Source organism: Microbispora sp. NBC_01389 (assembly GCF_045040095.1).
Lineage (GTDB): Bacteria > Actinomycetota > Actinomycetes > Streptosporangiales > Streptosporangiaceae > Microbispora.
Genome location: NZ_CP109552.1, coordinates 5831503 through 5858267, shown reverse-complemented (window position 1 = coordinate 5858267; position 26765 = coordinate 5831503). Strand labels below are relative to the sequence as shown.

General features: G+C 71.2%; 31 protein-coding genes. 14 read left to right on the top strand and 17 right to left on the bottom strand.

Annotation, left to right across the window (positions count from 1 at the left end; all coding sequences use genetic code 11):
* Positions 1-166: 166 nt before the first annotated feature.
* A complete protein-coding gene (locus OG344_RS25950; protein WP_405085326.1) occupies positions 167-904 on the top strand; it encodes an ATP-binding protein in 738 nt (245 codons plus the stop codon).
* A 23-nt stretch (positions 905-927) separates the two neighbouring features.
* Here OG344_RS25950 and OG344_RS25945 read toward each other — a convergent pair whose 3' ends face one another.
* Positions 928-1377 carry a universal stress protein gene (locus tag OG344_RS25945; RefSeq protein WP_327045880.1) on the bottom strand — a complete coding sequence of 150 codons (450 nt, stop codon included), beginning with the start codon at positions 1375-1377 and terminating at the stop codon, positions 928-930.
* Positions 1378-1541: 164 nt separating this feature from the next.
* Between OG344_RS25945 and OG344_RS25940 the strand changes: the two genes are divergently transcribed.
* The 5 genes from OG344_RS25940 (at position 1542) to OG344_RS25920 (ending at position 6415) form a co-directional block, all read left to right on the top strand.
* Positions 1542-2477 (top strand): ABC transporter ATP-binding protein, encoded by a 936-nt coding sequence (locus tag OG344_RS25940; RefSeq protein ID WP_327045879.1) that lies wholly within the window; start codon positions 1542-1544, stop codon positions 2475-2477.
* A gap of 1 nt (position 2478) precedes the next feature.
* Positions 2479-3252, top strand: coding sequence for an ABC transporter permease (locus OG344_RS25935; RefSeq protein WP_405085325.1), 774 nt, complete (start codon positions 2479-2481; stop codon positions 3250-3252).
* Entirely contained in the window at positions 3252-4052 is an 801-nt protein-coding gene (locus tag OG344_RS25930) for an ABC transporter permease (RefSeq protein ID WP_405085324.1), read from the top strand. Before OG344_RS25935 ends, OG344_RS25930 begins: the two co-directional genes overlap by 1 nt.
* A 107-nt stretch (positions 4053-4159) precedes the next feature.
* A complete protein-coding gene (argG, locus tag OG344_RS25925) occupies positions 4160-5608 on the top strand; it encodes an argininosuccinate synthase (RefSeq protein ID WP_405085323.1) in 1449 nt (482 codons plus the stop codon).
* A gap of 69 nt (positions 5609-5677) precedes the next feature.
* The gene (locus OG344_RS25920) at positions 5678-6415 is read left to right on the top strand and encodes a helix-turn-helix domain-containing protein (RefSeq protein WP_405085322.1); all 738 of its coding nucleotides are present in this window, start codon (positions 5678-5680) and stop codon (positions 6413-6415) included.
* Between the two features lie 123 nt (positions 6416-6538).
* On the opposite strand, the gene OG344_RS25915 is transcribed toward OG344_RS25920, so the two are convergent.
* The 7 genes from OG344_RS25915 to OG344_RS25885 form a co-directional block, all read right to left on the bottom strand.
* Entirely contained in the window at positions 6539-6937 is a 399-nt protein-coding gene (locus tag OG344_RS25915; protein WP_405085321.1) for a VOC family protein, read from the bottom strand.
* Positions 6938-7118: 181 nt separating this feature from the next.
* Positions 7119-7436, bottom strand: coding sequence for a DUF952 domain-containing protein (locus OG344_RS25910; protein WP_405085320.1), 318 nt, complete (start codon positions 7434-7436; stop codon positions 7119-7121).
* Entirely contained in the window at positions 7433-8080 is a 648-nt protein-coding gene (locus tag OG344_RS25905; RefSeq protein ID WP_405085319.1) for a TetR/AcrR family transcriptional regulator, read from the bottom strand. The genes OG344_RS25910 and OG344_RS25905 overlap by 4 nt, the downstream gene beginning before the upstream one ends.
* A gap of 84 nt (positions 8081-8164) precedes the next feature.
* On the bottom strand, positions 8165-8488 hold the full coding sequence (locus OG344_RS25900; RefSeq protein WP_327045871.1) for a multidrug efflux SMR transporter: 324 nt from the start codon (positions 8486-8488) through the stop codon (positions 8165-8167).
* 159 nt (positions 8489-8647) lie between these two features.
* Positions 8648-10513, bottom strand: a complete 1866-nt coding sequence (locus OG344_RS25895) for a CASTOR/POLLUX-related putative ion channel (protein WP_405085318.1) — start codon at positions 10511-10513, stop codon at positions 8648-8650.
* Positions 10514-10940: 427 nt separating this feature from the next.
* Complete coding sequence (gene mgtA / locus OG344_RS25890) at positions 10941-13535, bottom strand: magnesium-translocating P-type ATPase (protein ID WP_405085317.1); 2595 nt, start codon at positions 13533-13535, stop codon at positions 10941-10943.
* Complete coding sequence (locus tag OG344_RS25885) at positions 13519-13872, bottom strand: ArsR/SmtB family transcription factor (RefSeq protein WP_405085316.1); 354 nt, start codon at positions 13870-13872, stop codon at positions 13519-13521. Before OG344_RS25885 ends, mgtA begins: the two co-directional genes overlap by 17 nt.
* Positions 13873-14100: 228 nt before the next feature.
* Between OG344_RS25885 and OG344_RS25880 the strand changes: the two genes are divergently transcribed.
* Complete coding sequence (locus OG344_RS25880) at positions 14101-14364, top strand: Sec-independent protein translocase subunit TatA (protein ID WP_405085315.1); 264 nt, start codon at positions 14101-14103, stop codon at positions 14362-14364.
* Between the two features lie 30 nt (positions 14365-14394).
* Here OG344_RS25880 and OG344_RS25875 read toward each other — a convergent pair whose 3' ends face one another.
* Genes OG344_RS25875 through OG344_RS25860 form a run of 4 tightly spaced genes read right to left on the bottom strand, consistent with a single transcriptional unit; the run spans position 14395 to position 17454 of the window.
* The gene (locus OG344_RS25875) at positions 14395-14592 is read right to left on the bottom strand and encodes a hypothetical protein (protein ID WP_405085314.1); all 198 of its coding nucleotides are present in this window, start codon (positions 14590-14592) and stop codon (positions 14395-14397) included.
* A gap of 7 nt (positions 14593-14599) precedes the next feature.
* On the bottom strand, positions 14600-15976 hold the full coding sequence (locus OG344_RS25870; protein WP_405085313.1) for a hypothetical protein: 1377 nt from the start codon (positions 15974-15976) through the stop codon (positions 14600-14602).
* A 9-nt stretch (positions 15977-15985) separates the two neighbouring features.
* Complete coding sequence (locus OG344_RS25865) at positions 15986-16474, bottom strand: hypothetical protein (RefSeq protein WP_327045865.1); 489 nt, start codon at positions 16472-16474, stop codon at positions 15986-15988.
* A 26-nt stretch (positions 16475-16500) separates the two neighbouring features.
* Positions 16501-17454, bottom strand: a complete 954-nt coding sequence (locus OG344_RS25860; RefSeq protein ID WP_405089173.1) for a copper resistance protein CopC — start codon at positions 17452-17454, stop codon at positions 16501-16503.
* 167 nt (positions 17455-17621) lie between these two features.
* Here OG344_RS25860 and OG344_RS25855 point away from each other — a divergent pair, with 167 nt between their 5' ends.
* The gene (locus OG344_RS25855; protein WP_405085312.1) at positions 17622-18722 is read left to right on the top strand and encodes a radical SAM protein; all 1101 of its coding nucleotides are present in this window, start codon (positions 17622-17624) and stop codon (positions 18720-18722) included.
* A gap of 58 nt (positions 18723-18780) precedes the next feature.
* On the opposite strand, the gene OG344_RS25850 is transcribed toward OG344_RS25855, so the two are convergent.
* From OG344_RS25850 to OG344_RS25840, 3 genes are read right to left on the bottom strand one after another with little or no spacing between them, the layout of a single operon-like run.
* Positions 18781-19128 carry a DUF1048 domain-containing protein gene (locus OG344_RS25850; RefSeq protein ID WP_327045863.1) on the bottom strand — a complete coding sequence of 116 codons (348 nt, stop codon included), beginning with the start codon at positions 19126-19128 and terminating at the stop codon, positions 18781-18783.
* A 1-nt stretch (position 19129) separates the two neighbouring features.
* Entirely contained in the window at positions 19130-19486 is a 357-nt protein-coding gene (locus OG344_RS25845) for a DUF1048 domain-containing protein (RefSeq protein ID WP_327045862.1), read from the bottom strand.
* Positions 19483-19809, bottom strand: coding sequence for a PadR family transcriptional regulator (locus OG344_RS25840; protein ID WP_327045861.1), 327 nt, complete (start codon positions 19807-19809; stop codon positions 19483-19485). Before OG344_RS25840 ends, OG344_RS25845 begins: the two co-directional genes overlap by 4 nt.
* 147 nt (positions 19810-19956) lie before the next feature.
* On the opposite strand from OG344_RS25840, the gene OG344_RS25835 reads away from it, so the two are divergent.
* The 3 genes from OG344_RS25835 to OG344_RS25825 are packed head-to-tail and all read left to right on the top strand — an operon-like array spanning position 19957 to position 23149.
* The gene (locus OG344_RS25835; RefSeq protein WP_405085311.1) at positions 19957-20553 is read left to right on the top strand and encodes a PadR family transcriptional regulator; all 597 of its coding nucleotides are present in this window, start codon (positions 19957-19959) and stop codon (positions 20551-20553) included.
* A 26-nt stretch (positions 20554-20579) separates the two neighbouring features.
* On the top strand, positions 20580-21314 hold the full coding sequence (locus tag OG344_RS25830; protein WP_405085310.1) for an ABC transporter ATP-binding protein: 735 nt from the start codon (positions 20580-20582) through the stop codon (positions 21312-21314).
* A 5-nt stretch (positions 21315-21319) separates the two neighbouring features.
* Positions 21320-23149 carry an FtsX-like permease family protein gene (locus OG344_RS25825; protein WP_405085309.1) on the top strand — a complete coding sequence of 610 codons (1830 nt, stop codon included), beginning with the start codon at positions 21320-21322 and terminating at the stop codon, positions 23147-23149.
* 81 nt (positions 23150-23230) lie between these two features.
* Here OG344_RS25825 and OG344_RS25820 read toward each other — a convergent pair whose 3' ends face one another.
* Positions 23231-23761: a TetR/AcrR family transcriptional regulator gene (locus OG344_RS25820; RefSeq protein ID WP_405085308.1), complete on the bottom strand. Its 531-nt coding sequence runs from the start codon at positions 23759-23761 to the stop codon at positions 23231-23233.
* 189 nt (positions 23762-23950) lie between these two features.
* On the opposite strand from OG344_RS25820, the gene OG344_RS25815 reads away from it, so the two are divergent.
* From OG344_RS25815 to OG344_RS25805, 3 genes are all read left to right on the top strand, one after another.
* The gene (locus OG344_RS25815; RefSeq protein ID WP_405085307.1) at positions 23951-24418 is read left to right on the top strand and encodes a nuclear transport factor 2 family protein; all 468 of its coding nucleotides are present in this window, start codon (positions 23951-23953) and stop codon (positions 24416-24418) included.
* A 51-nt stretch (positions 24419-24469) separates the two neighbouring features.
* Positions 24470-25225 carry a phytanoyl-CoA dioxygenase family protein gene (locus OG344_RS25810; RefSeq protein WP_405085306.1) on the top strand — a complete coding sequence of 252 codons (756 nt, stop codon included), beginning with the start codon at positions 24470-24472 and terminating at the stop codon, positions 25223-25225.
* A gap of 149 nt (positions 25226-25374) precedes the next feature.
* Positions 25375-25554 carry a hypothetical protein gene (locus tag OG344_RS25805; protein ID WP_111697786.1) on the top strand — a complete coding sequence of 60 codons (180 nt, stop codon included), beginning with the start codon at positions 25375-25377 and terminating at the stop codon, positions 25552-25554.
* A 34-nt stretch (positions 25555-25588) separates the two neighbouring features.
* Here the strand turns inward: OG344_RS25805 and OG344_RS25800 are convergent, their stop codons facing one another.
* Complete coding sequence (locus tag OG344_RS25800; RefSeq protein WP_405085305.1) at positions 25589-26605, bottom strand: Ig-like domain-containing protein; 1017 nt, start codon at positions 26603-26605, stop codon at positions 25589-25591.
* Between the last annotated feature and the right edge of the window lie 160 nt (positions 26606-26765).

Here is a 26765-nt window from a genome sequence, read left to right as displayed (position 1 = left end):
GGCGGGTTTCCGAGTGGCTTTGCGGTGATGAGTCGGAGAAAGTTCGGCGAATGCGGTCAAGGCCGGCGCTTTACCGCCGGGCATGACGGATGATCGGAGACATGCCTACTCCCCCAGTGGCCGCGCCGGCCGCCGCAGGCCGGTCCGTCCAGGGCCGTTCCGCGGAATGCTGATCTCCCCCTTCCCCGCGCGGGAAGGCCGCAGGATCGCGTACCGGGTGTTCGGGTCGGTCGCGACCGCGCCGCGGCGGGCCCGCGCGTTCGTACGGTGCCAGCTGCGGGGGTGGCAGCTCGGGCATCTGGCGGACACGGCGGAGCTGGTGGTCTCGGAGCTGGTGACGAACGCGGTGCGGGCGACGGACGCCGTGGCGAGCCCGCCAGTGGCGTCGTCGATGTTCCCGGTGGCGCTGCGTACGGTGGCGCTGCGGGTGCGGGAGGCTCCCGGGCCGCGCAGCGTGTTCATCGAGGTGTGGGACGGCAGCGACCGCGAGCCGGTGCCGGGCGACGACGCGGGTGACGAGCCCGGTGAGAGCGGCCGGGGGCTGGTGCTGGTGGGAAGCCTGGCGCGGCGCTGGGGGCACTATACGGCGCCGGACCGGGGGAAGATCGTGTGGTGCGAGCTGGCGATCGCGCCGGCCGATGTGGGGGTTTTCGGCCCGCCGGAGGACGGTCCGCCGGCCGTGACGCGGGGGCCGTCGCCGGGGGTGTTCGCGGCGGTCATGACGGGGCTCGCGTCCGGAGTGTCGTCGGCGGTGCCGCCGCCGGTGGGGTCCGCCGGGGCGCTGCCGCGGCGGGACCGGCGGCATCCTGTGGGAGCGCGTGCGGACGGCCCGGACGAGGCGACGTTGCTGCGGGTGCTGGAGGGGCTGCGCGCTCTCGACGTGTCCGGCCCGGGTCACCGCTGACCTGGGGCCAACGGTGCCGGTGATCAGGGCACGACGGTGACCGGCCATCGGCCGGCGCGGACCAGGCGGAGCGCGACCGAGCCGATGAAGCGGTGCCCGGCCTGGGTCGAGGCGCCCACGACGACCGCGTCCGCCCTGATCTCGTCGGCGATCTTCGCGATGGCTCCGGCGGCGTCGCCGTACTCGGTGCGGAAGGTGTAGCCGACGTGGGAGTGGAGGGTCCGGGCGTAGTGCTCCACCTGTTCGCGGAGCTCCGCGGCGACCTGCTCCCCCGCCTCTACGACCGACGCCGAGGCGGTGGGCATCATCGTGCTGATCGTGCCGGGGTCGGTCACGTGGACGAGCACGACGTGGGAGCCCTGGCGGCGGGCCAGCCCCCAGGCGTAGGCAGCGGCGCGGAGCGAGGTGTCGGAGCCGTCGACGCCGACGAGGATGACCCGCGGGCCGTCGGTGCCCAGTTCGAACGTGCTCACGCACGCCAGGGTACGACCCGCGCGGGGTGCGCGTGCGGGGGCCCTCGCCTGCGCCACCGGGCGGCGGGAACCGGCAGGGACCGGCTGGGACCGGCTGGGGGCCTGGCGGATGCGTCGATAACCTGTTGCGGAAATGTCGGGGCCGTTGGTTAGGGTCTCGGATCGTGGCTGACCAACCTCTGATCGTGGCGCGTGGCCTGGTCAAACGCTTCGAAGATTTCACCGCCGTCGACGGGATCGACCTGGAGGTGGCGCGGGGCGAGGCGTTCGGGTTCCTGGGTCCCAACGGGGCCGGGAAGTCCTCGACGATGCGCATGATCGGGTGCGTGTCGGTGCCGACCGCCGGGGAGCTGCGCATCCTCGGGATGGACGCGGTGCGGGACGGGCCGCGGATCCGGGCGCGGCTGGGGGTGTGCCCGCAGCTCGACAATCTCGATCCCGATCTGACGGTGCGGGAGAACCTGGTGACGTACGCCAGGTATTTCGGGTTGTCGCGGGCGGAGAGCCGCAGGCGCGCGGACGAGCTTCTGGAGTTCGTGCAGCTGTCCGATCGCGCGAACGGGAAGGTCGAGCCGCTGTCGGGGGGAATGAAGCGGCGGCTGACCATCGCGCGGGCGATGGTGAACGAGCCCGATCTGGTGCTGCTGGACGAGCCGACGACGGGGCTGGACCCGCAGGCGCGTCATCTGCTGTGGGAGCGGCTGTTCCGGCTGAAGCGGCGGGGCGTGACGCTGGTGCTCACCACGCACTACATGGACGAGGCCGAGCAGTTGTGCGACCGGCTGGTGGTGATGGACGGCGGGCGGATCGTGGCCGAGGGGTCGCCGCGGTCGCTGATCGAGACGTACTCGACGGCGGAGGTGGTGGAGCTGCGTTTTCCCGACGGGCTGGAAGGGATCGCGGGGCATGCCGCCGCGCTGGCGGGGGTCGGCAAGCGGGTCGATCCGCTGCCGGATCGGGTGCTGGTGTACGTGGACGACGGGGACGCGGCGCTGGCGGAGGTGCAGCGGCGCGGGCTGGCGCCGTCCAGTGTGCTGGTGCGGAGGTCGACGCTGGAGGACGTGTTCCTCCACCTGACGGGCCGGACGCTGGTGGATTGAGGTGGCGCTCACGCGGTCGGTTCATCCGACCTTCGCGGTGCTGGAGCGGCGCCTGACGCTGTATCTGCGGCTGTGGCAGGCGTCGGTGTTCTCGTCGTTCGTCCTGCCGGTGCTGTTCCTGCTGAGCATCGGCATCGGGGTGGGCGGCTATGTCGGTTCGGTGCAGGGGGTCGACTACCTGTCGTGGATCGTGCCGGGGGTGCTCGCGTCGACGGCGTTCCAGATCGCGGTGGGCGAGTCGACCTATTCGGTGCTCGGGGACTTCAAGTGGGTCCGGGCGTACCACGCGATGCGGGCGACTCCGGTGGACGTGGCCGACATGGTCCGCGGTCATCTGATCTACCTGGTTTTCCGGGTGACGGTGACAGTGGTGGTGTTCCTGGTCGTGGTGGTGTTCTTCGGGGGGCTGCATTCGCCGTGGGCGCCGGTGACCGTGCTGGTGTGCGCCCTGGTGACGGTGGCGGTGGCGGCGCCGGTGACCGCGTTCTCGGCGTCGATCGACCATGACAGCTACTTCGCCCTGTTGTTCCGGTTGATCGTGCTGCCGGCGGCGCTGTTCTCGGGGGTGTTCTTCCCGGTCGGGCAGCTGGTGGTGGGATTGCGGCTGCTGGCGTACGCCTCTCCCCTGTGGCATGCGGTGGAGTTGTGCCGGGCGGCGACGCTGGGCCGGGCGCCGGCCTGGCCGGTCTGGGCGCACGCCGGTTATCTGCTGGTGTGGGCGGTGGCCGGGTTCGTGCTGGCGGTGCGGGTCTTCCGCGGGAGGCTGGAGGACTGATGGTGACGACTCTGGTGATCTCCCGGCTCTCCCCCGGCCGCGTGGGCGCCGTCATCGACCGCAACCTGGGGGCGCTGCGCTCGGGGCCGTCGTACTGGATCTTGCTGCTGTCGGGGTTCTTCGAGCCGCTGCTGTATCTGCTGTCGATCGGTGTCGGCGTGGGCGCGCTGATCGGTGAGCTGACGGTGGACGGGCGGACGATGTCGTACGCGTCGTTCGTCGCCCCGGCGATGCTGGCGGTGTCGGCGATGTCGGGCGCGCTGGCCGAGACCACCTTCAACTTCTTCTTCAAGATGAAGTACATGAAGACGTTCGAGGCGGTGCTGGCGACGCCGGTGCGGCCGGTGGAGGTCGCGGTCGGCGAGTTGGTCTGGGCGATCGTGCGGGGTTCGGTCTACACGGCGATCTTCCTCGTCGTGATGGTCGCGATGGGGCTGACCGAAGCCGGCTGGGCGGTGGCCGCGTTCCCGGCGACGGTGCTGGTGGGGCTGGCCTTCGGCGGGCTGGGGATGGCGGTCAGCACGCTGATGCGCGGGTGGCAGGATTTCGACCTGCTGAACACGGGTCAGTTCGCCCTGTTCCTGTTCTCCGGGACGTTCTCCCCCGTGCGGGATTATCCCGTCGGGGTGGAGGTGCTGATCCAGGTCACTCCCCTGTATCACGCGGTCGAGCTGGTGCGTGGCCTGTGCATGGGGGCGCCGGGGTGGGGCACGCTCGGCCACGCGGGGTATCTGGCGGTGCTGGCCGCCGCGGGGGTCTGGTTCGCGTCGCGGCGCCTGGAGCGCACGTTGTGCGCCTGACGCGATCTTCCTTGCCGCGCGGTGCCTGAACTGCGTCGAGTGGTTTTGCCCGGCCCGGCCTCGATCCGCATTGCATGTCCATGCAGTGGGGTGTATATATTCTACTCATGTCCAAGGTCCTCACCTCCCTGCCTGCCGGCGAACGTGTCGGCATCGCCTTCTCCGGTGGTCTCGACACCTCGGTAGCGGTCGCGTGGATGCGCGAGAAGGGCGCGGTGCCCTGCACCTACACCGCCGAAATCGGCCAGTACGACGAGCCCGACATCGCCTCGGTGCCGGGGCGCGCCACCGCGTACGGCGCGGAGGTCGCCCGGCTGGTCGACTGCCGGGCCGCGCTCGTGGAGGAGGGGCTGGCCGCCCTGGCGTGCGGGGCGTTCCACATCCGCTCCGGCGGCCGCACCTACTTCAACACCACTCCGCTCGGGCGGGCGGTGACGGGCACCCTGCTGGTGCGGGCGATGCTCGAAGACGGGGTGCAGATCTGGGGTGACGGGTCGACCTTCAAGGGCAACGACATCGAGCGGTTCTACCGGTACGGTCTGCTCGCCAATCCGTCTCTCCGTATCTACAAGCCCTGGCTGGACGCCGACTTCGTCGGCGAGCTGGGCGGCCGCAAGGAGATGTCCGAGTGGCTGCTGGCCCACGGGCTGCCCTACCGGGACAGCGTGGAGAAGGCCTACTCCACCGACGCCAACATCTGGGGCGCGACCCACGAGGCCAAGTCGCTGGAGCACCTGGACACGGGCGTCGAGATCGTCGAGCCCATTATGGGAGTGCGGTTCTGGGACCCGGACGTCGAGATCGTTCCCGAGGACGTCACGATCGGCTTCGAGCAGGGACGGCCGGTGACGATCAACGGCAAGGAGTTCATCTCCGCCGTCGACCTGGTGCTGGAGGCCAACGCCATCGGCGGCCGCCACGGCCTGGGCATGTCCGACCAGATCGAGAACCGGATCATCGAGGCCAAGAGCCGGGGCATCTACGAGGCGCCGGGCATGGCGCTGCTGCACGCGGCCTACGAGCGGCTGGTCAACGCGATCCACAACGAGGACACCCTGGCCAGCTACCACGTCGAGGGACGGCGGCTGGGCAGGCTGCTGTACGAGGGCCGCTGGCTGGACCCGCAGGGGCTGATGCTGCGCGAGTCGCTGCAGCGCTGGGTCGGGACCGCGGTCACCGGTGAGGTGACCCTGCGGCTGCGCCGTGGTGAGGACTACTCCGTGCTGGACACCTCCGGGCCGGCTTTCAGCTACCACCCGGACAAGCTGTCGATGGAGCGCACCGAGGACTCCGCCTTCGGCCCGGTCGACCGCATCGGCCAGCTGACCATGCGCAACCTGGACATCGCCGACTCGCGGGCGAAGCTGGAGCAGTACGCCAGGGTCGGCATGGTGGGCACCCCGCACCCGATGCTGACCGGTGCCACCCTCGTGGCCTCGACCGAGCTGATCGGCGCGATGCCGGAGGGCGGGGCCGAGGCCATCGCCTCCCGTGGTGAGGTCTCCACCGACGAGGAACTGCTCGACCACGCCGCCATGGAGGCCGGCACCGACTGATCGCTGTCGCCCTCCCACTCCGCGGGGCTCCGATGGCAGTGCCGAGCGGGTGAGGGGGATGATTGCCGGGTGTACGAGGAGAGACGGGCGGGGTTTCCGGGGGCGGTGCTGTGGTGGCAGGGCGCCCCCGGCTCCGCTCACGGTTCCGCTCCTGATCCCGGTCCCCCGCCGGTCCGGCGGGTGCTGCCCGACGGCTGCATGGATCTGATCTGGATGGACGGCACGTTGCTGGTGGCCGGGCCGGACACCGCGGCGCACCTGGTGCGTGATCGTGCGGGCAGCCGATATGTGGGGCTGCGTTTCGGCCCCGGCACCGCGCCGGGGATCCTTGGCGTGGCCGCCCACGAGGTGCGCGACCGGCGGGTGCCGCTGGCCGAGGTGTGGCCGGGGGCCGAGGCGCGGCGGTTGTCGGAGCGGGCAGCCGAGGCCGCCGACCCCGGCGTGGTCCTCGAGGAGGCGGCGCTGAGCCGGATCCGCGCGGCCGGGAGCCCGGTCGGCACCGTGCCCGCCTCCGCCGCGCTCATCTCTGCCGTGGTGGGCGGGGTCGGTGCGGGCCTGCCGGTCGCGGAGGTCGCGGCAGGTGCGGGGCTCGGAGTGCGGCAACTGCACCGCCGGTGCCTGGACGCCTTCGGATACGGCCCGAAGACGCTCGGCCGGATCCTCCGGATGAACCGCGCCCTGGCCCTGGTCCGCCGGGGTGTGCCCTACGCCGTGGTGGCCGACGCCGCCGGATACGCCGATCAGGCCCATCTCGCGCGGGAAGTGAAGGCGCTGACCGGTGCCACCCTGGGCGAGCTGACCCGCTGAGCCGCGTCACAGAGCCTGATCCCGGGCCGGTGGTCGCTGGTGGCGGCTCGTTCCGAGGGAGCGCCCGTGCGGAGTACGGGCAGGCACCGGACGCGAAGCGTGGTCAGTACATGCAGGGCGTGGTCAAACGCCGGGCAGCGGCGCGAACAGGTCGACGCCGTTGCCGTCCGGGTCGTGGAGGACGGCGTAACGCTGCCCCCAGAAGGCGTCCCACGGCGGCAGGTGCCCCGGGTAGCCCGCCTCGACCAGGTCGGCGTACAGGCGGTCGACCTCTTCGGGGCCGTCGCAGCGGAAGGCGAGGGACATCCTTGGGCCGCCCGCGGCGGGTTTCCACGCGGGGTCGAAGGACCGGATGGTGTCGACGGTGTCCCAGGCGAGGCGGAGCCCTCCGCCGAGGGTCACCTCGGCATGGGGCTCGGTGTCCGCCGACGGAGGGATGTCCAGGCCCAGCCGGCGGTAGAAGGCCAGGGAGGCGGCCATGTCGGCCACAACAAGGCCGATGAGGTCGAACGAGGGTGTCATGGCGCTCACGGTAGACGGCGGGTGGGCGCGGCGTCTTGAACGAATCGGACACGCGGCCACAGGAACCGCCGCCCCGAACCACCGCTTCAAGAGATCACACCGCTCCGGGAACACCGTGCCGTCGCCGTGCCGTCGCCGTGCCGTCGCCGCGCCGTCGCCGCGCCGTCCGTGAGGGGCGGGTTCACCGGGTGAAGGGCGTGACGGCGACCACTGCGGTCACCGGGATCGGCCCGTAGATGTGGGGGAACGCCTCCCCCGCGCCTTCGGGCACCTCCAGCCTGACCGGGCAGCCGAGCCGCTCCTCGTCGATCTCCAGCACCACCAGTGGTTCGGTGACCTGACCGTAGTAGCGGCCGGCCACGCCGCGCAGCTGGAGCAGATCGGAGCAGGCGTGGACGAAGCCCTCCTCCTCCAGGGTCACGCCGAGGGTGGAGACGCGGTATTCGCCGACGGCGACGGCGGCGTCCCAGTCGGCGGCCAGCGCGAGGTGAAGGATCATGAGTCGCCTCCGGCGGGAGTCTGGAGCGTGGTCAGTGCGCGGGTGACGGCGTCGCGGGCGCGTTCCCGCGAGTCGGCGCGGGCCTCGACGACGTCCTCCACCCACAGTCCGGACAACAACGCCGCGACGAATCGGACCTCGGAACGACCGCAGGGACAGCCCGCGCCGCGCAGCGCGGAGGCGACGATCTCGTCGCAGCCGTCGGTCCAGGCGCGGGCGACGGCCTGCAGCGCCGGGTCGCGGCCGGCCTGCAGGTACAGCTCCCACAGTCCGAGCTCGCGCAGCCGGTCCGCGGCGTACACGTCGGTGAGGGCCGCGGCGACCGCGGCGGCCGAACGGTCCGCCGGCTGCCGTACGGCGGCGCGCATGCGGGTGAGCTCGCGCTCGACAAGCAGCGCGAACGCCTCGGCCAGCAGCTGGTCGCGGCAGGAGAAGTAGTAGGAGGTGGCGGCGAGTGGAAGAGCGGCCTGTCTGGCCACCGCGCGGTGGGTGACCGCGGCGAAGCCGCCCTCGCCGAGCAGGTCGACCGCCGCGTCGAGCAGCGCCTCCCGCCGGCGTAGGGCCCGCTGCTGCGGCCGCCGGGCTGAGGATCCCCGGTCCTGGTCGGGCACGCGGTGGTCCTCCCCCGGCTTGTCGGGATTCACGGATTGTCGGAACGTGCGGGTTCCGAGGAACCCGGGAACCGTCCGGACCCACCCTTACCGGCACCCGGAGCCGGGGTCAAACGATCAGTGCGCGCCGGCGAGGTTGAGCACGGCCACCCCGGCGATGATCAGGGTGATACCCGCGATCTTCATCAGGTTCATGTGCTCGCCGAGGAAGAGCGCGCCGATCAGCGCGATCGCCGCGGTTCCGGTGCCCGCCCACACCGCGTACGCCATGCCGACGGGCATGCGGAGTTTGAGCGCCCAGGCGAGCAGGATGAACGAGGCGATGTATCCGCCGGCGACCACGATGGTCCAGCCCCAGCGGGTGAGGCCGTCGCTGAGTTTGAGCGCGGAGGTGGCCAGGACCTCCGAGGCGATCGCGGCGGCGAGCAGGAGCCAGGCCATGGAGGAACCTCACAGACAAAGCGGTACGCTTGTCCCAATTTTAGGTGCGAGGGCTCTTCCTGGCCATGGGGTTGCCGGGCCGGTGCTCCAACTATGCCGAATGAGGTGCGCTGGGCGTGTGGATCTGAGCCGGTCTCCACGAGCGTGCGGGCCGCCGGGTCAGGATTCGGCGACCACGATGACCTTGTCCTCCGGGTCCAGGGTGAGGGGTAGGGTCTTGGGCGGGTTGAGGACGACTCCGTAGCCGGGTGCCTCCTTGCTGGCTCGCTGGATCCGGTACCCGATCGCGGTCTCTCCCCTGCCGCGGGCGGCTTCGATGACCGTCGCGAAGTTCGCCTCCTTGCCGGGAGCGAGGTAGCACGGCGCGGGCTTGAGATAGATCTCTGATCCAGAGGGGTCGAACAGGTCGGCGAAGACTTCGTGCAGGTGCGGGTTCTCGCTGAGCTGGGTCAGCAGCAGGCTGATCAGCTTGCTGCTGACGATGAAGTCGTCCGCCTTGGTCACCTGGGCGACCTCGCGGTTGCGGTCGTCGTTCATCTCGGTGATGATCGAGTACGGATCGCCGAGCCGCACCTCGATGTCGCGCAGGTGGAGCAGGGTGACGAGGCTTCGGTCGTCGGCGTGGCCGGGCTCGACGGACTCGTTCGACAGCACCACGATGTGCTTGTAGGTGCCGAGGCCGAGGGTTTCCAGTGATCGCCTGCGGGTCGGTTCGCAGGGCTTGTAGCCGACCGTGAGGTTCACTCGGTCAGCGTCGACGGACTCGGTCGGTCGCTGCGGCGCGGCGACGTCCAGGGTGGAGCCCGGCTCGGCGAGACGGTCCAGCAGGTCGATGATGCGCTCCCCTCGGGAGTTCCAGCCGACCAGCAACGTGCGATCGGGCGTCCGCCGCTGGTCGACGGCCGAGACCACCGCCGCCTCGACGACGGGGGGACGGGCGCCGGCCAGGCGGATCAACAGGTCGTCCTCGGCGAGCAGGATCAGCTGGTCGCCCTTCTCGACACGGGTGTCCATCGGGGGGTTGACCAGTGCCCTGCCGTCGTGTTTGCGGATGCCGACGGGGATACCGAGCTCGTAGGCGCTGAGCGCGTCGCCGTAGGTGGCCCCGGTCAGCCGGGGTTCGGACCTCATGTAGAACTCGTTGCCGGCGAAGCTGAGCAATTCGGTGCAGACGGTGGACAGGCCGGCCTCCCGGTGAGACTGCACCACCAGTCGGATGGCGATGTCGTCGCCGTCGACGATCAGTGCCGCATCGCCGCCGGCCAGCCGGGCCGCTGCCAGGTTCTCCGACGTCCGCACCGCGGCCACCACGTGCGGCCGGGCAGGACCCCACGGCCGATTGTTCAGCAGCAGCAGCGTTTTGATGACGTCGATGTCGGCGTCCTCATGCTGTGGCGGCAACACCATGATCGACTTGGCGGTGTCCGGGCTCACCAGTTCCAGGTCCGCGCGTTTGAGTGGGCTGCCGGAGCGGCAGATGATGCGAGTGTGACCGGTTTCGGGGATCCGGGCGCGGATCTGATCCTCCATATCCACCTTGTCCTGATCGGCCAGAATGACCACGCATGAGCGCCGCTCGCTCTGGTTGGCCGTGACCAGTTCTTCGACGACCGTGAACACCTGCTCCGACCAGCCCAGCACGATGGTGTGGTCGCGTTCGATGAGCCGCGACCGGCCCTTGCGCAACTGGGCGATCTTGTTCTCCAGGCCGGTCGTGAGCACACCGATGAGCGCGCTCACGATGAAGATGCCGCCGATCGTGACCGTCAGCATCAGGCCCAGGAACACCGGACTGCCCTCGTCGCCGCCCATCGTGCCCGGGTCGAGCGTTCGCAGCAGGCTCATCCAGGCCACTCCCAGCCAGCCGCCGCTGGCCTCGGTGTCCCCGTCGGTCAAAACGACCACAAAGACGGTGACCAGAGCGACCAGTGCCGCGGACGCCAGCCCCAGCCACCCGATCAGCGCGGGCGTCCCGCGATCCATCGTGCCGTCGAACCAGTACCGCAGCCGGTCACGCCAGCTCATCTCCGCCGCAGTCCCTTCCCGTGGCCGGTCTTACCGTCTCGCTCACATCGCGACCCTCCACGCACCCGCGACCGTGATCCGGCTGGGATGAATGGGGCATAATCGCACACTTGCGCATTGCAGCAAGGAATTCCAGGGGGAGCCCGCCGCGACCGTGAACGGGGGCGGGCGCACGATGCCCGTACTGTGGCGGCTCAGCCGATCATGGCGTGTTCGTAGAGCTGATACAGATCCAGCAGGGACACCAGTGCCCACAGCATGAGAACGACGATCCGTTGCGTCCCGCCTCGGGAGCGCGCCCCTGCCCGCATGTCCCGCCCTTGCTGTTTCGGCGATATGTCACTTGCTGCATTGCGCAACTATATAACCGCTGATCGCGGGAGCAGGGGTGAGCGCACCCTGACGCCGACCTGCTTGTGGGGCGCGCTCAAGGCCGGCGGTCCCCGCACCGATCTCTCGTACGGCTGAGCGTCCATATCGCTCCGCCGTACAGGGCGATCACGGCCGCGAGAAGCAGGTAGTAGGCGATCGGCAGCGTGGTCAGCCCGAGCGCGGCCGCTGCCGGTGAGAGCGGCAACAGCAGGCTCAGGCAGGCCAGCGCTCCGGTCGCCGCCTTGAGCGGGCGGGAGACGTACCGGCCGGGGCGAAGCAGCAGCATGACCAGAGCCTGGGTGAGCAGGTTCTCGGTCAGCCACCCGCTGTGGAAGGCGGACTGCCCGCTCGGCGTGACGGCCTCGGGGAAGGCCCATATCAGCGCGGCGAACGTGGCCAGGTCCGCCACGGCGTTGAGTGCGCCGAAGGCGGCGACGAACCGCAGGAGTTCTCGCGGGCGCACCCGGACCGGGCGCCGCACGATGCCAGGATCCGCCCGGTCGAAGGCGAAGGCCAACTGGGCGGCGTCGAAGCAGAGGTTCTGTACCAGGACCTGGGCGGGCAGCATGGGCAGGAAGGGCAGCAACAGCCCCGCCGCGAGCATCGCGATCACGTTGCCGGCGTTGGATGACAGCGCGACCCGCAGATAGGCCGCGATGTTGCCGGTGCTGCGCCGCCCGACGACGATCCCCTCGCCGATGGTGGTCAGATCCTTGGTGGCGAGCACCACGTCGGCGGCTTCGCGCGTCACGTCGGCGGCTTCGCGCGGGCAGACGCCCACATCGGCCGCCCGCATGGCGGGCAGGTCGTTGACCCCGTCGCCCAGGAAGCCGGTCGTGTGCCCCGCCTGCCGCAGCGCCCGGACCAGTCGTGCCTTGTGCTCGGCGGTGCACCGGGCGAAGACGGTCGAGCGACGGGCCAGGTCGGCCAGCGCCGTGTCGGCCAGGCCGTCGATGTGCCGGCCGGTCACGACGTCACCGGGGTCCAGGCCCAGCTCCCGGCAGACGCGGGCGGCGGTGGCCGGATGATCTCCGGTCAGGACCTTGACCGCGACGCCGCGCTGAGCCAGGCCGGCCAGCGCCTGGGCCGCGTGCGGCGCGAGTGTGTCGCGCATCGCGACGAACCCCAGGAAGGTCAGCCCACGCTCATCGCCCAGGCGGTGGACGTAGGACCGCTCGGCGAGAGCCACGGCGAGCACCCGCAGCCCTTTGCCGGCCAGCCGCCCCGCGAGGCGCCGCAGTCGCCGGCGCGCCATCGGGTCCAAAGGCGCGTCCCGGGTACGCGCACAGCGGCCCAGCACGTCCTCGACGGCGCCCTTGACGACGACCAGGTGTGTGCCCCGGCGCGCGGGGTGGGCCACGACGGCGCAGGAGATCCGCAGCACCGGGTCGAAGGCGAGCGCGTCCACCCCCTCGTAGTCACCGAGATCCTGCTCCGCCTCGAGGATCGCCTCGTCCAGCGGGTCGGCGGCCGGAAGATCGGCGAGCTGCAGCGTCCAGAAGCTGTTGACCGAGGCCCAGCGCAACACGGCGGGGTCGGGGCGGCCGTCGTGATCCACACAGCGATCGAGCCGGGGCCGGTCCTGGGTGAGCGTGCCGGTCTTGTCCACGCACAAGACGTCGATCGCGCCCAGGTCGTGCAGCGCGGGCAGTCGTTTGACGATCACGGCGTGGGTGCGGGCCAGGGCCGCCGACCCCCTGGCCAGCGCCGTGGTGACGACGACGGGCAGCATCTCCGGCGTCAGCCCCACCGCCACCGCCACCGAGAACGGCAGCGCCTCCAGCCCTCGTCCGCGGAAGACGGCGTTGGCCACGAGGACGAGTGGTGGAACCAGCAGCATGAGCCGTACGAGGATCCAGGAGATCCCGTTGACCGAGCGGTCGAACGCCGACAGCCTGTGCGGGTTCTGCTGGTGAACGCCCGCGAAGCGGGTGTCGGCCCCCGTGGCCACGATCACCGCGAGGGCGCTGCCGGACGCCACGCTGCTGCCCTGCCAGCACAGGTGCCCATCCGCACCTGCGGGGACGTCGCCCGCCTGCTTGGTCACGGGAGCCGACTCTCCGGTCAGCGCCGCCTGGTGCACCGTCAGGCCGCTGGAGCGCAGCAGCCGCACGTCGGCGGGCACCAGGTCGCCCGGCCCCAGTTTGATCACATCGCCCGGGACCAGCTGATCAGCGGGAATCTCCCTTTCCGCGGGCGCGTCCCGCCCGTCCGGCCGCCGCCGCACCGTCGCCGTGACGCCCAGGAGCTTGCGCAGAGCCGCGGTGGAACGGTCTGCCCGGTACTCACCGTTGGACCTCAGCACGCAGGTGACGGCGACCAGGATCACGATGACGCAGGCCGTCCCCCACGAGGCGATGACCGCCGACACCACCCCCAGACACAGCAGCACCAGCGTGAAAGGGTCCTTCAGACAGCGCACGAACCGCCGCGGCCAGGAGGCCGGCCGCCGCTCGGGAAGCGTGTTCTCCCCATGCAGCGACAAGCGTGCCTCGGCCCGAGCCTCCACCAGCCCGCCCGGGCCGCTGCCCAGTGACCGCAGCACCTCCAGGCGGGTGTGCCCGGCGACCTCGGTCAGGGAGAGGCGCTCGGGCGGCACATCGCCCGCGGGATCACTCGCTGATGGCGGGGCGTCAGGCGCCCAGACCACGAGCCCCCCTCGCCGTCCCCGCATCGCCCGCACGCTCGGTCAAGCGGCCGATCAGCCACTGGACGGTGGCCACGATGTCCTGGTCGTCGACCAGGTACACCACCCGGCGGCCCTCACGCCGCGATCGCACCAGCCCGGCCAGCTTCAGCTTCGCCAGATGCTGGCTGACCGCGGGCAGAGCGCCGCCAACCCTCCTGGCCAGCCCGCTCACATCGCTCTCGTGCTGCGAAAGCGCCCAGACGATGTGCAACCGCGCAGGCGAGGCCAGCAAGCCGAACGCCGCGGCGGCCTCGGCCAGCACCTCCGCAGGAGGGTCCTCCACACCACTCGGCGCCACTGTCGCTCTCCCGTCCCGGCCGGTCCCGCGGATGCTCAGTCTAGATACAGCCAAACCCCGGCAGCCGGCTCCACGCAGCCGCGCGCCGCGATCGACGACGAATCCCGCGTCACCGTCAGCCGCCTCTCCGAACGGCCCGGGGTGTACCGCCGGGCAGCGGAAGGAATACGCTGTCGGCACTTGACGACGATGAGATTGGGAGGCGCCGTCATGGGTTCGCTGAGTCCAATGCACTGGATGCTTGTGATCGCGGTGTTCGTGCTGCTCTTCGGTTCCAGGAAGCTGCCGGACACCGCGAAGGCCGTCGGGCAGTCGTTGCGAATCTTCAAGCGGGAGACCAGCAAGCTCCACGACGAGGACGACGCCGTCAACGGTCGGCAGAGCGCAACGGTCACTCCGGCACAGGTGGCACCGGCCACCTCCGATGTGGAGGATCGGCTGCGCGCGCTCGAAGAGGAGAACGCCCGGCTCAGGGCCACGTCCGGCAACTGAACCGCACTCGGAACGTCCCTGTGGGGCGGGTCATGCCGGGAGGGTGGTGGCGCGGCCGAGGAACAGGTCGCGCTCGCGTGCGTTCCGGGTCAGCCCGGCGGCGCGGCGGAACTCGGCGGCCGCCGCCTCCTCGGACCGGACCGGGCCTGGCCAGCAGGTCCCCGCGTACGGCGGGCAGGTGCGCGTATCCGCTCCGTCCCCGGCCACTCCGCAGTGCCGGAACCGCACGGCCGGGTCAGGCGGCGAACAGCAGGAGCAGGCCCACCACGGTGTAGACGACCATCAGCACGAGCAGGGGGACCTGCCCGAGGACGGCGGTCCGTCGGGGGAACAGGGCGAGGGCGCGGTCGTGGGCCAGCACGGTGCCCAGCACATGGCCGACGACGATCACCGTCACCTGGAGAGTGGCGACTCCGGCGGGGGTGGTGCCGAGCGCCTGGATCTTCCAGCCGGCGGTGCCCAGCCAGTTGGCGCCGGTGTCCAGCGGGTCGGACAGCAGCGCGATGGTCCGCTGTCCTTCCAGGAGGAACAGCGTGTAGTAGTGGGCGATCACATATCCGACGGCGATCGGCACGATCGAGTGGGCGATCTCCCCGGCCGTCTCCCCCGCTGTTCCCCCGGCCGTCGTCCCCGCCGTCGTCTCGGCCGTTTTCCCTGCTGTCGTCCCGGCACCGGCGACGCCCCACCGCCCGGCGAGCGCGGTCGCGACGCGGTACGCCGCGAGCACCAGGCCGATGACGGCCAGCAGCCCGGCGGTGCCGGTGACCGGCGCCGGAATAGGGCTCTCCTGGACGAACCGCACCCAGATCGGGGCGTTGGACAGGCTGTCGTACATGGTGGAGCCGAGGAGGACGACCACCAGCGTCGTCAGTCCCGGCGCCGGTCGCAGCCCGGCCATGCCGTCGAGCGAGTTACGCCAGGCGACGACGCCGTCGTCGCGCCGGTGCACCGGGGCGAGCCTGCCCACGAGGCCGCTGTAGGCCTCGAACGGGTCGGCGTGGCCGAACCACCGGGCGCCGAAGACGACCGCTCCGGCGAGCATGATCGCGGCGTACGCCGCGAGCCAGGCGCCGATGACCGGCAGGGTGGCCCGTTCGGGGGCGATGAGCTCCAGCCAGACGAAGGCGAACAGCCCGGCGCAGGCCGGCCAGTAGCCGACGCCGGGGGGCAGCTGTCGCAGGCCGGCATCCGGGTCGCGCCGCAGGGCCGCGCAGGCCAGCAGATGCAGCGTCCGCAGCGGGCTCAGCGCGCGCCACACGGGGCCGAACAGCAGCGACAACGGCACCAGGCCGACCCAGAACAGGACGTAGAACGCGCCCGCCGTGGGGTTGTCGGCCTTGTCGGGGCCGAAGACCAGCCCGACGCAGAAGTAGGCGGCGGCGAGGAGCCCGGCGCTCCGCCAGGCCCAGCCCCAGGCCGGGGTGGCCATGGCCCGCCGGAGCGCGCCGGGCAGAGCGCGGGCATGCGGATTGTCGCCGCCGAGCCGCGGCTCCTTCCACAGCGCACCGAGTGCCACGAACGACACCAGCAACGCCAGCGCCGCGCCGGTCAGCGCGGCAGGGAACGGGATCGGCAGGTCCTGGCGTCCGCCGACCCCGTGCGCGAAGAGCATGAGATGGGCCTACCGCACCACGAGCTGGAACAGCTGGAGACCGGACCCGTGGGTCTCCATCTCGAACAGGCCGGTCTGGTCGGCCGTGAACTCGATGACGGCGGGGGTGCCGGGCTTCAGCTCCGCCTCCTTGTCGTACCCGTGCAGGTGCGCCTCGTCGGCGGCGTCGCCGGTGACGGTGATGCGCACCCGCTGCCCCTTGTCCACCTCGATGCGTCCCGGGGGCGGTGTGACCTTGCGGCCGCTGATCGTGACGTCGATCTCCTTCACGTCCGCGTCCGCGGGGGCGTCGGTCGCCGCGTCGGTGGCGGGCGCGTCCGTCGCTGTGTCGGCGGTCGCCGTGGGGGGCAGTTCGGTGGACGACGCGGTGGTCGGTGCGGCGGCGGGCTCGGTGCTGTCCGACTCGCCGCAGGCCGCCAGCGGCAGCGTCAGGCCGAGCAGGAGCGCGGCGAGCAGCGGGCGGCGGGCACGGTGGCGCCGGGCAGAGGTGAACGTCACGACATTTCTCCGGAGGTGAGGGTGGTTCAGCGCCGCTTGGCGGACCTGGGGCGGTCCGCCGTCCGCGACTGGGACGAACTCGTGGGGGTCTTCGGCCTGGGCTTGGGACGCCCGGAAGGCCGTCCGGTCGCCGGGGTCTTCGAGCCCGCCGTACGCGCCGGGGCGGCGCCGGTGGGCGAGGCGGGCCGCCGCCGCGCCGCCCGCAGGATCAGCACGCCCGCTCCCGCGACGAGGAGCGCCGGCACCAGCCACACAGACAGGCCGGTGCCGGAGTCGTCCTGCCGCGCCGCCGTGCGGGTCGCGGGGGCCGGTCCGGCCGTACCGGCGCCGGTCTCGGGCACGGCGGCAGCGCCGGTGGTGGGATCGGTGGCGGGGCCGGAGCCCGCCTGGGAGGGCGCCACCGGGCCCAGCGCGCCGCCACCGCCGTCGGACGTCGGGTTCGCGCCGGCGCCGCTTCCGGGCTCGGACGAGGCGAGCAGAGCGGAGTCGGGTTCGTTGGTCGGGGCCTGCCAGCCCTTGGGCGGGCCCGAGGTCCTGCCCTTGTAGGTGAAGCGCAGCTCTCCCTTGACGGGCTCCCCGTCGGAGGCGATCGACAGGTAGTGGACGACGTACTCGCCCCGCTCGGGCCAGTAGGCGACGGGGACCACCGCCGGGAACCCGGTGTTGTAGACGCTCGGTTCCCACACGCCGTCGACGAGGTTGTACTCCTGGACCGGCTTGTCGAGCCGTTCCGGCCGGCCGTGCGTCCAGGTCTGGTCGACGCGGGCGCCGCTGGGCGCGGTGACGGCGAAGTAGGCGTTCGGGGCGGGCGCCTCGGTGAAGTAGAGCCGCAGCGACTCCATCGGGGCCTTCACCGTGCCGTCCTTGGCGGGGGTGGACATCGCGAGCTGGCCGTGGGCGGAGGCGGGTGCGGCCAGGGCGGCGAGGGCCAGCACGCCGACGACGATCGGCAGAAGCAGCCGGCCCAACCACCGTGCCATCGTCACGTCCGTTCTCCATGGGGTACGGCCCCTGCCTGGGGCGAATGCGACGAGATTAGCCACTTATGACGTGATTGAACAGAACGTCATGCGTTCGCAACAAAAGTGGAGTAACGGGTGCCCGGCCTCCCGCGATGCGGGGCGTGGACACTTGGCGTGAGGGTCGAATGCGTGTTCTACTGATCCTCATGCGTCGCGACGCCACTTCCCGCCCCGATTCCCAATCCGGGGACCAGGGCCAGGCGCGGCCCGCCGAGCCGCAGGCGATCATGAGTGCTGAGCAGCAGTCGGCTGAGCAGCAGTCGATCGTCGGCGCGGGCCCCGCCCGCCCGCGCATCGAGCGGCAGGCCGTCACCCGTGTGTTCGACGGCATCACCTGCTACGAGGTGCCCGCGCGCGCCGCGCTGGAGCGCGTTTCCGACGCCGCCGAGCTGCCCTTCACCTGGGGCGCGAGCCCCTACCGGGGGTGCGAGGCGGGCTGCGGTTACTGCGCGGCCCGGCGCGGCCACCGCTACCTCGGGCTGGATCCGGGCCGGGACTTCTCCACCCGGATCGTCGTGAAGACCGACCTCGCCCGCCGGTTGCGCCGTGAGCTGGCCTCCGCGCGCTGGGGCGGCGAGCCGGTCGCGCTCGGCCTCACCGGCGACTGCTACCAGCCGGCGGAGGAGATCTACCGACTCATGCCGGGCGTCGTGCGGGCCCTGGCCGACGCGGCCAACCCGTTCACCGTGCTGACCAAGAGCCCGCTGATCCTGCGCGACCTGGACCTGTTACGCGACGCCGCGAAGGTGACCCAGGTCGGCGTCATGGTGTCGGTCGGCTTCGTCGACGACCGGGTGCGGCGGGCCGTGGAGCCCGGAGCCGCGACGCCGCAGCGGCGGCTGGAGGTCTGCGCCGCGCTGAACGACGCCGGCATCCCCTGCGGGGTGCTGATGGCTCCGATCCTGCCGCTCGTGACCGACTCCAGCGATCATCTGCTGGCCACGGTCAGGCGGGCGGCGGAGGCGGGGGCGGTCAGCGTGACGCCGGTCGTGCTGCGCCTGCCGTCCGGGGTGCGCGAGGGATACCTGGGCTGGCTGGAGCGCGAGCACCCCGGGCTGGTGCCGCGTTACCAGGCGCTGTACGGCAAGGGCCAGGTCGCCGAGGAGGGCTACCGCCGCCGGATCGCCGAGCAGGTGCGGGCGCTGGCCGAGACCTACGGGATCGGCGGCCAGGCCCGGCGCTGGCGCCGGCGCCGCTCCCCCGACCGGCAGCTCGCCCTCGTCTGACCGGGCGCCACTCCGCGCCTCCCGGTTCGCCCCGGCCGGGCCCCGCGCGACCGGTCCCTCATGTCCTGGTCACCGTCGCCCCGTTCGGCTGCTCGCTGCGCGACCGCTTGATGGACTCCTGGTAGATGTCCGCGTAGGTGCGCGAGTCCTTGATCAGTCCGTCGGCGAAGGCGGCGACGTCGTTGCCGATGAGTTCCAGGACTCCCTTGCCGGCCGCGACGCCCTCCTCGAAGAAATCGAGGATCCCTGAGAGCAGGGACCCGTCAAGCAGGTCGATCGGTCCAACCTTGAAGATGTACTTCTGAATCTCCTTGTAGACGATCTGGTAGTCCGGCGGGAGCGCCTTGACCCGCGCCGTGTGCGCCCGCCACTGCTTCTTGCCCTCGATGATGTCCTGGATGCCCACGTCAGCCTCCCAGCCGGCTCAATTTCCTCGCGACGTTCCTGTTCATCTGCTCGCGCCACCGGTCGCGATGACTCCGGGCCCCTTCACCGCCGGCCAGCGCCGCGCAGAAGCCCGCGACGTCGTCACCCAGCACCTCGTGAATGCTCTGCCCGTCGGCCGCTGTCACTTCGAGCAGCCCCAGAGCACCATCGAGAATCGGCATCAGATTCCGGCCTGAGAAGTCCGCGTACGAACAGAGATGACCCTTGATCTGTTCCCATGCCGCCCGATGATCGGGCGGCAATGCCGCGGCCCGCGCTTCGAACGCCTTCCATTCCCTGGTGAGATCGCTGCCTGTGATGGCCTCCCAGAAGTTCATCTCCCGCCCTCCTTGAGCTTGTCGATCCGTGATGTGATGTACTCCCATTTCGCCCAGAATGTCGCGAGTTCTTTGCGTCCCGCGTCGTTGAGCGCATAGAACTTGCGCGGCGGGCCCAGCCCGGACGGTCGTTTCGTCACCTGGACGAGCCCGTTCTTCTCCAGCCGCAGCAGGATGGTGTACACCGTCCCCTCGACGACGTCGGCGAAGCCGAGTTCGTTCAGTCGACGCGTGATGGCGTACCCGTAGGTCTCCTCGCTGTCGATGATTTCCAGCACGCAGCCCTCGAGCGTGCCCTTCAGCATCTCCGTCAGGTCGTCCATCGTGGGTCCTCTTCGGCTCCCGTACTACGTACCACTGAGTACCACTATACAGTACCAAAGAGTAGTGAGCCAATGTCTGGCGAGCGGTCGTTTTGACACCCCCTACGGCTAACCGCTATCTATCAGCTAACCGTTAGCCGTGAGGGGGTGCGAAGCGGGATGCAGGACGCGGTGCTGGCGATGCTCGCCAAGGAGCCGTCGTACGGGTATCACCTGCGCGCCCGGCTGCGGCAGGCCCTCGGCCCGCTGGGCGGGTCGATGAACCAGGGCCAGATCTACGTGACGCTGGCCCGGCTGGAAAAAGCGGGGTTCGTGGTCTGCGAACGGAGCGACGGCCTGCCCGACCGGGCGGACCGGAAGGTCTACGCGCTGACGCCGGCCGGGCAGCGGAGGGTGGCCGCGTGGCTGGCCGAAGTGGGCTGGCCGAAGCCGGACCTGGCGGAGTTCCATCTCAAGCTCGTCGCGGCGGCCGCGGCCCGGCTCGCCGACCCCGTCGAACTGGTGGCGGCGCAGCGCCGTGAGCTGCTGCGCCGCCTTCGTGAGGCGCAGCAGGCGGCCCTGAGCGAGCCGGAGGATTCGGCGGCCGCCGTGCTGCTGGAGGGGGTCATGCTGCGGCTGCGGGCGGACCTGCGCTGGCTGGCGGCCTGCGAGCGGGCCTGGTCCACCGGGGGTGTGGGCGGCGACGCGACCACCGGTGACGAAGACGGTGATGGTGACGAGAACGACGAGGTCGAGGGCGGATGAACGGGCCGGATGCCGTGCCGGGTTCAGTGACAGGTCCAGTGGCGGAGATCCGCGGCCTGGTGAAGGAGCACGGGCAGGGGCAGGGCAGGGTCCGCGCGGTCGACGACGTCGACCTGCAGGTGCCGCGGGGGCAGACGCTGGCGGTGATGGGGCCCAGCGGGTGCGGAAAGTCCACCCTGCTGCACCTGCTGGGCGGGCTGGAGCGGCCCACCCGCGGTGAGGTGTGGCTGGCCGGCCGGCGCGTCGACACCCTGAGCGAGCGTGCCCTGGCACGGCTGCGACGCCGGTCGGTGGGATTCGTCTTCCAGGCCTTCCACCTCATGGAGGAGCTGACGGCCGCCGAGAACGTGGAGCTGCCCGCGCTGCTGGCCGGGCGCTCGCCGCGCGAGGCCAGGCGCCGCGCGAGTCTCCTGCTGGAACGGGTGGGGCTCGCCGCGCGGGCCCGGCATCTGCCGTCGCGGCTGTCCGGCGGGCAGCGTCAGCGGGTCGCCATCGCCCGCGCGCTCGCCAACGAGCCGCCGATCGTGCTGGCCGACGAGCCGACCGGCAACCTCGACACCGCGGCGACGCTCGACGTGCTGAGGATCTTCGAGGAGCTGCGTACGGCGGGGCAGACCCTGGTGATCGTCACGCACGACGAACGGGTCGCGGCCACCGCGGACCGGCTGGTGTCGATGCGCGACGGCATGTTCGTCGACGACACCCGGCTGACCGGCTCCTCCTCGCGTGGGCTCGGCGGCCTGATCGAGTGGGAGAGCTGACCGGAATGGGCTCCTTCGCGCTCGTCGTTCGGCTCGTCCTCGCCGACGTCCGCCGGCACCGCGCCCAGGCCGCGATGCTGCTGCTCGCGGTGACCGTGGCCACCGCCACGATGGCCCTCGGCCTGTCCCTGCGCGGTGTGAGCGCGGCGCTGTACGAGCAGACCCGCGCGGCCACCGCCGGGCCCGACGTGGTGGCGCTCTCCGGCGACACGGGCCCCGCCGTCACCTCGGCCCTGGCCTCCCTGGCGGACGACCCCGAAGTGATCGCCCACCACGGCCCTTACCGCATCGTCTACGCCGACCTCACCACACACGGTTCGCACATGTCTTCCGCGGTGTCGTCCGGAGTGGTGGTGCACGGCTTCGCCGAGACGCCCGGCACGGTCAACCGGCCGCTGGTGACCTCGGGCCGTTGGGTGCGGCCCGGCGGCGCGGTCGTCGAACGCGGCTTCGCCGCCGCGCTCGGCATCGGCGTCGGCGACCGCGTCACCATCGCCGGCCGGTCGTACCCCGTCGTCGGGATCGCCGTGACCGCGGCCACCTCCGTCTACCCCTGGGCGGCGCAGATCGGCCCGTACGGCGGCCCGAGCGACTCCGGCGGCCTGGTCTGGCTCACCCCGCCGGACGCCCGGACCCTGGCGGGCCGGGATCTGCCGGTGACCACGGCCATGGACCTCAAGCTGCGCGACCCCGCCGCCACCGGGGCCTTCATCGAGGCGTTCGCGGACGTCCACCGCGACTCCACCGTCAGGGTGAACCTGCGCACCTGGCAGTTCACCGCCGAACAGGACACGGTCATCCTCAGTAACAGCCAGCCGATCCTGGTGGTCGGAAGCTGGCTGCTCGGTTTCCTGGCCGTTACCGGAGTGGCGGCACTCGCGGCGGGACGCGCCGTGGAGCAGACCCGCCGGGCCGGGCTGCTCAAGGCCGTCGGCGCCACCCCGGGCCTGATCGCCACCGTCCTGCTCACCGAGTATCTGGCGCTGGCGCTGATCGGTGACGCGCTGGGGCTGGTGATCGCCCGCCTGACCGTGCCCGGCATCGCCGGCCCTACCGCCAGCCGGATCGGTGACGCGGCCGGGCCCGGCGGCGCGACCGTCGCCACGGCGACCGCCCTCGCCGTGGCGGTGGCGGTGCTGTCCACGCTGCGTCCCACACTGCGGGCCATGCGTACGGCGACCGTCACGGCGCTGGCCGCCGCCGCGCACCAGCCCCGTCACCGGCCCCGTCACCAGCGACTGCTCACCGCGCTCTCCGCGCTGCTGCCCACGCCGCTGCTGCTCGGGCTGCGGCTCACTGCCCGCCGGCCGGGCCGCGCCGTGCTGCAGGCGTGCTCCACCGCCACCACGGTGATCGCGACCGTCGCCCTGCTGACCGTCTACTCCCAGGAGGAGAGGGGTTACGGCCTGAACGGGTCCTCCGTCCTGCCTGACCTGCGGGGCGAGCTCGACCGCCGGCTGATGCTCGCCGTCGTCGTCCTGCTGGTCGCGCTCGCCGTCGTCAACACCGTCACGCTCACCTGGACCACGGCCATGGAGGCCCGGGCGACCATGGCCGTCGCCCGCACGCTCGGCGCCACCCCCGGGCAGATCGCCGCGGGACTGTCGGCCGCCCAGGTTCTGCCCGCCCTGCCCGGCGCCATGGCCGGTGTTCCCCTGGGCATCGGTGTGTGCGGGCTCTTCAGCGCCAGGAACACGATCATGCCGCCCGTCTCCTGGATGTTCGCGGCCGCACTCGTGACCCTCCTGGTGACGGCGGCGTTCACCGCCCTGCCGGCCCGCCTGGCGGCCCGGCGGCCGGTGGCGCGGACCCTCAGCGCCGAGGCGGCTGCCTGACCGGCCGGAGGCTGGTGATAGATGGCCGGGGAAATCCTGTCCGCCTCTCCGGCGTCTGCTGCCACGGCTCGCACAGCCTGGTCATCGGTGGACGCCGCCGTGACGGAGTCCGTTCAAGAGGAGGGCGAGCAGGCGGTCGGCTTGAGCTGAGCTGTCAGGGGCGCCCTGGGCGGCCCAGGCGATAGCGCCGATCATCTTCAGTACGTCCGCGTCGTTCGCGTCGGAGACGAGCACGCCTGTTTGCCGCGCCCTCGCCAGCAACGCGGCTCCCGTCTCGAACATCTGCGCATGCCAGGTCGATACCGGGCCATTTTCGTGATCGAGCGCCGAGTCCATCACGGCGGCCGACAGACCTCGATAGGTCAGGCCATGCCTGAGCGCGGCACGCAACCAGGTGGACAACGCGTCGAATTCGTCCTCGGCGGTCAGCAGCCGGCGGCCAAGGTCGACCAGCTGGGCTATCTGCTCGGCGAGTACCGCCTCGATGAGATCCAGCCGGGTGGGGAAATGCCGGTAAAGCGTCCCGCTGGCCACCCCTGCCCGCCGGGCGATCTCGTCCAGGGAGGCGTCCACGCCGAACTCGGCGAACGCGATTTTCGCCTGCTCGACCAACTGCTCGTAGTTACGCCGGGCGTCCGCACGCCTCGGACGCCCGGCACGCGACCGTGGATCGTGGGCCGCCGACACCATTGGCACATCTCCGTTGCTAACCGGGGACACAGTCCGTTACTGTGGCCACCTAACCGGACTATGTCTCACCTTACTGGTATGGCTCACCCAGAGCATGGAGGGCCGCCCCCGATGGCGCTGACGGAACACGACCGAACCGACATCACCGACGCCGGCCTGCCGGACCAAGCGGAGGCTGGTCCACGTGAGGTTCTGGAGCGCTACCGCCAAGCCGCCATCAGCCGGTCCGCCGATGAAATGAGGCGCGTCTACGCCCTCGACGCGGTCCATGAGTTCCCGTTCACGCTCCCAGGCCTGCCGTCCCGGCTCGCGGGCAGGGACGAGATCGTGAACTGGATCACCGCAGGGTGGAAGGACTACCCGCTGAAGTACGAGCTTTACCGCACCCTTGCCATCCACGACACCGGGGATCCGGAAACGATCATTGTTGAGCAGGAAGCCCTCGGAACCAGCGTGACCACCGGCGAGTTCGCGCTCCCCAACCTCGTTGTGCTCACCGTGCGCAACGGGCAGATCACCCGCCTGCGCGACTACGTCAACATCCCGGCAGCCGCGGCCGCCATGGGAGGGAATCCATAGGCGGTGGAAAACCGATCGACGCGCGCGGCCGTGATCGCTACCGTCCACGGCATGGTTACCGACACCGACACCGATCGTTTCGTCGCCGAGGGCTTCCTCAAACTGGAGGAGGCCTTCCCCCGGGAGACCGGCGACCGGATCAGGGAAGCGCTCTGGCAGCAGGTCGGGCTGTCGCCCGACCGGCCCGGCGACTGGACGCAGCCGGTGGTGTGGGCGGCCCCCGACCCGATGGGACGCGGCCCGTTCGGGGAGCCGGTGCGCAGCCCCGCCCTGGCGGAGGCGCTCGACCTGGTCGCCGGGAAGGGCGGCTGGGAGCCGCGCGGCACGATCGGCAACACGCCGATCCGTTTCCCGCATCCCTCCGACGCCGGGGACACCGGCTGGCACATCGACCAGAACGACCCCGGGCCCGCCGGCGCCTGGGGGACGGTCACCGCCAGGTCCCGCACGCTCCTCGTGCTGATGCTGTTCTCGGAGGTCGGCCCCGACGACGCGCCGACCCGCATCAGGGTCGGCTCCCATCTCGACACCGCTCGCGTGCTCGAACCGCACGGCGAGAGCGGGCTGGAGTTCTTCGCCGCCGCGCCGCTGCTCGACGAGGCGAGCGCCGACCGGCCCGTGGCCCTGGCCACCGGACAGCCGGGAGACGTCTACCTGTGCCACCCCTACCTGGTGCACGCCGCGCAGCCCCACCACGGCACCCGGCCGCGGTTCATGTCCCAGATGCCGTTCATGCTGACCGGCCCGCTCGGCCCGGACGCCGCCACCCCCCTCGCCCGCGCGGCGCGGCTCGGCCTCGCCGGCTGACCACCGAGGGCCGGCTGACCACTGGAGCCGGCTGATCGCCGTGGCCGGACCAGCGGCCGGAACCGGGTGACGGCGTCAGACGGCCCGGCCGGGTCGCGTGTGCCGGGCTCCCGCCCGGCACCCAAGGGAGGGCGCGATAGCCTGACGGCATGTTCCACCGCAAACCCCTGGAAGAGCGCATCGCCGAGCGCGTCGCCAAACGCCCCCCGCTCAAGGAGGGCAAGCACTTCGAGCACCGCCCCGCACTGATCGTCTTCTGCGTGATCATGGTGCTGGTCGCGCTGAAGATCGTGGGCGCCTTCGTCCTCATGAAGTGGGGCATCACCTAGAGCGGACATCCCGCCAGGTCCCGGCCCTGACGGGTCAGGACTCCAGGGCGCTGCCCTGCTTCCACTTGCTGAACGGCATCTGCCAGAAGCCCCAGCCGTTGTTCCACTCCAGCGCCCGGTTCGTGCCGACGATCTTCACGACGTCGCCGCGGTGGAAGTTCTCGTAGAACCACTTGGCCTGCGAGGGGCTGGCGTTGACGCAGCCGTGGCTGACGTTGGCGCGGCCCTGCGAGCCGACCGACCACGGCGCACTGTGGACGTACTCGCCGCTGTTGGAGATGCGCACCGCGTGGTTCACGATCTCCTTGTAGTAGCCGGGGTCGCCCTCCTTCTTCCCCGGAGAGATCATGGTGACCGGGTTGCCGCGTTCCATGGTCAGGTGGACGCCGTTGGTGGTGGTGTACTCGCGGGTGGTCGCCTTGCCCGCGCTGATCTTCATGGACTGCACGACCTTGCCGTCGCGCTTGACCACCATCATGTGGGTCCGGGTGTCGACCGAGCTGATCCAGGCGGCGCCGATCCTGATGGTCGTGGAGTGGTCCTCCACGCCGTAGGTGTCGCGTCCGGCCTTCACCCCGGTGAGGTGCGCGGTGAACTTCACCTTCTGATGGGCGGGCCAGTACTTCGCCGGCCGGTAGATCGCGTACGTGTCGTCGATCCACCGCCAGGCGCCCTTGACCGGCTTCTGCGCCTCCACCTCGAGAGCCTGCTCGACTGCGCCCTTGTCCTGCACGGGCTGGTTGAACCGCACCATGATCGGCATGCCGACGCCGACGGTCTCCCCCTTGATGCCCGGGGTGACGTCGGCGATCTGCAGGGGGAACTTGGGCTTGAGCGTGCTGAAGCTGCTGGACGCGCTGGCGGGGCCGCCCTCGCCGCCGGCGGTGGCCGAGACGGTGTACTTGCTGGAGGGCGTGAGGGGCTGCTTGGACGTCCACTTGGTGTGGGTGGAGTCGAACTCGCCCTCGACCGCCGTGTCACCCGACCTCACGGTGACCTCCTGCAACTGGCCGCCCGCGGCCGTGACGACCACGGTCTTTTCGGGGCGCACGCCGGCACTGCCCGTCGCGGGGCTGATCTTGATCGTGGGGGCCGGGACCGCGGGGGCGGAGTTCCCCGATCCTCCGGACCCTCCGTCTCCGGTCGAGCCCGGTCCGCCAGACCCGCCGGAGCATGCCGACAGGGTCGCGGTCAGAATCACGGCGACACCG

Bases quoted from the DNA above. Each gene is read 5' to 3' on its own strand.
- OG344_RS25880 (WP_405085315.1), top strand. From the start codon at position 14,101: ATGCACTGGATGCTTGTGATCGCGGTGTTCGTGCTGCTCTTCGGTTCC.
- OG344_RS25845 (WP_327045862.1), bottom strand. From the start codon at position 19,486: ATGAACTTCTGGGAGGCCATCACAGGCAGCGATCTCACCAGGGAATGG.
- OG344_RS25915 (WP_405085321.1), bottom strand. From the start codon at position 6,937: ATGACACCCTCGTTCGACCTCATCGGCCTTGTTGTGGCCGACATGGCC.
- OG344_RS25900 (WP_327045871.1), bottom strand. From the start codon at position 8,488: ATGGCCTGGCTCCTGCTCGCCGCCGCGATCGCCTCGGAGGTCCTGGCC.
- OG344_RS25855 (WP_405085312.1), top strand. From the start codon at position 17,622: ATGCGTGTTCTACTGATCCTCATGCGTCGCGACGCCACTTCCCGCCCC.
- OG344_RS25870 (WP_405085313.1), bottom strand. From the start codon at position 15,976: ATGCTCTTCGCGCACGGGGTCGGCGGACGCCAGGACCTGCCGATCCCG.
- OG344_RS25840 (WP_327045861.1), bottom strand. From the start codon at position 19,809: ATGGACGACCTGACGGAGATGCTGAAGGGCACGCTCGAGGGCTGCGTG.
- OG344_RS25860 (WP_405089173.1), bottom strand. From the start codon at position 17,454: ATGGCACGGTGGTTGGGCCGGCTGCTTCTGCCGATCGTCGTCGGCGTG.
- OG344_RS25810 (WP_405085306.1), top strand. From the start codon at position 24,470: ATGGTTACCGACACCGACACCGATCGTTTCGTCGCCGAGGGCTTCCTC.
- OG344_RS25825 (WP_405085309.1), top strand. From the start codon at position 21,320: ATGGGCTCCTTCGCGCTCGTCGTTCGGCTCGTCCTCGCCGACGTCCGC.
- OG344_RS25805 (WP_111697786.1), top strand. From the start codon at position 25,375: ATGTTCCACCGCAAACCCCTGGAAGAGCGCATCGCCGAGCGCGTCGCC.
- OG344_RS25910 (WP_405085320.1), bottom strand. From the start codon at position 7,436: ATGATCCTTCACCTCGCGCTGGCCGCCGACTGGGACGCCGCCGTCGCC.
- OG344_RS25930 (WP_405085324.1), top strand. From the start codon at position 3,252: ATGGTGACGACTCTGGTGATCTCCCGGCTCTCCCCCGGCCGCGTGGGC.
- OG344_RS25950 (WP_405085326.1), top strand. From the start codon at position 167: ATGCTGATCTCCCCCTTCCCCGCGCGGGAAGGCCGCAGGATCGCGTAC.
- OG344_RS25895 (WP_405085318.1), bottom strand. From the start codon at position 10,513: ATGAGCTGGCGTGACCGGCTGCGGTACTGGTTCGACGGCACGATGGAT.
- OG344_RS25815 (WP_405085307.1), top strand. From the start codon at position 23,951: ATGGCGCTGACGGAACACGACCGAACCGACATCACCGACGCCGGCCTG.
- argG (WP_405085323.1), top strand. From the start codon at position 4,160: ATGTCCAAGGTCCTCACCTCCCTGCCTGCCGGCGAACGTGTCGGCATC.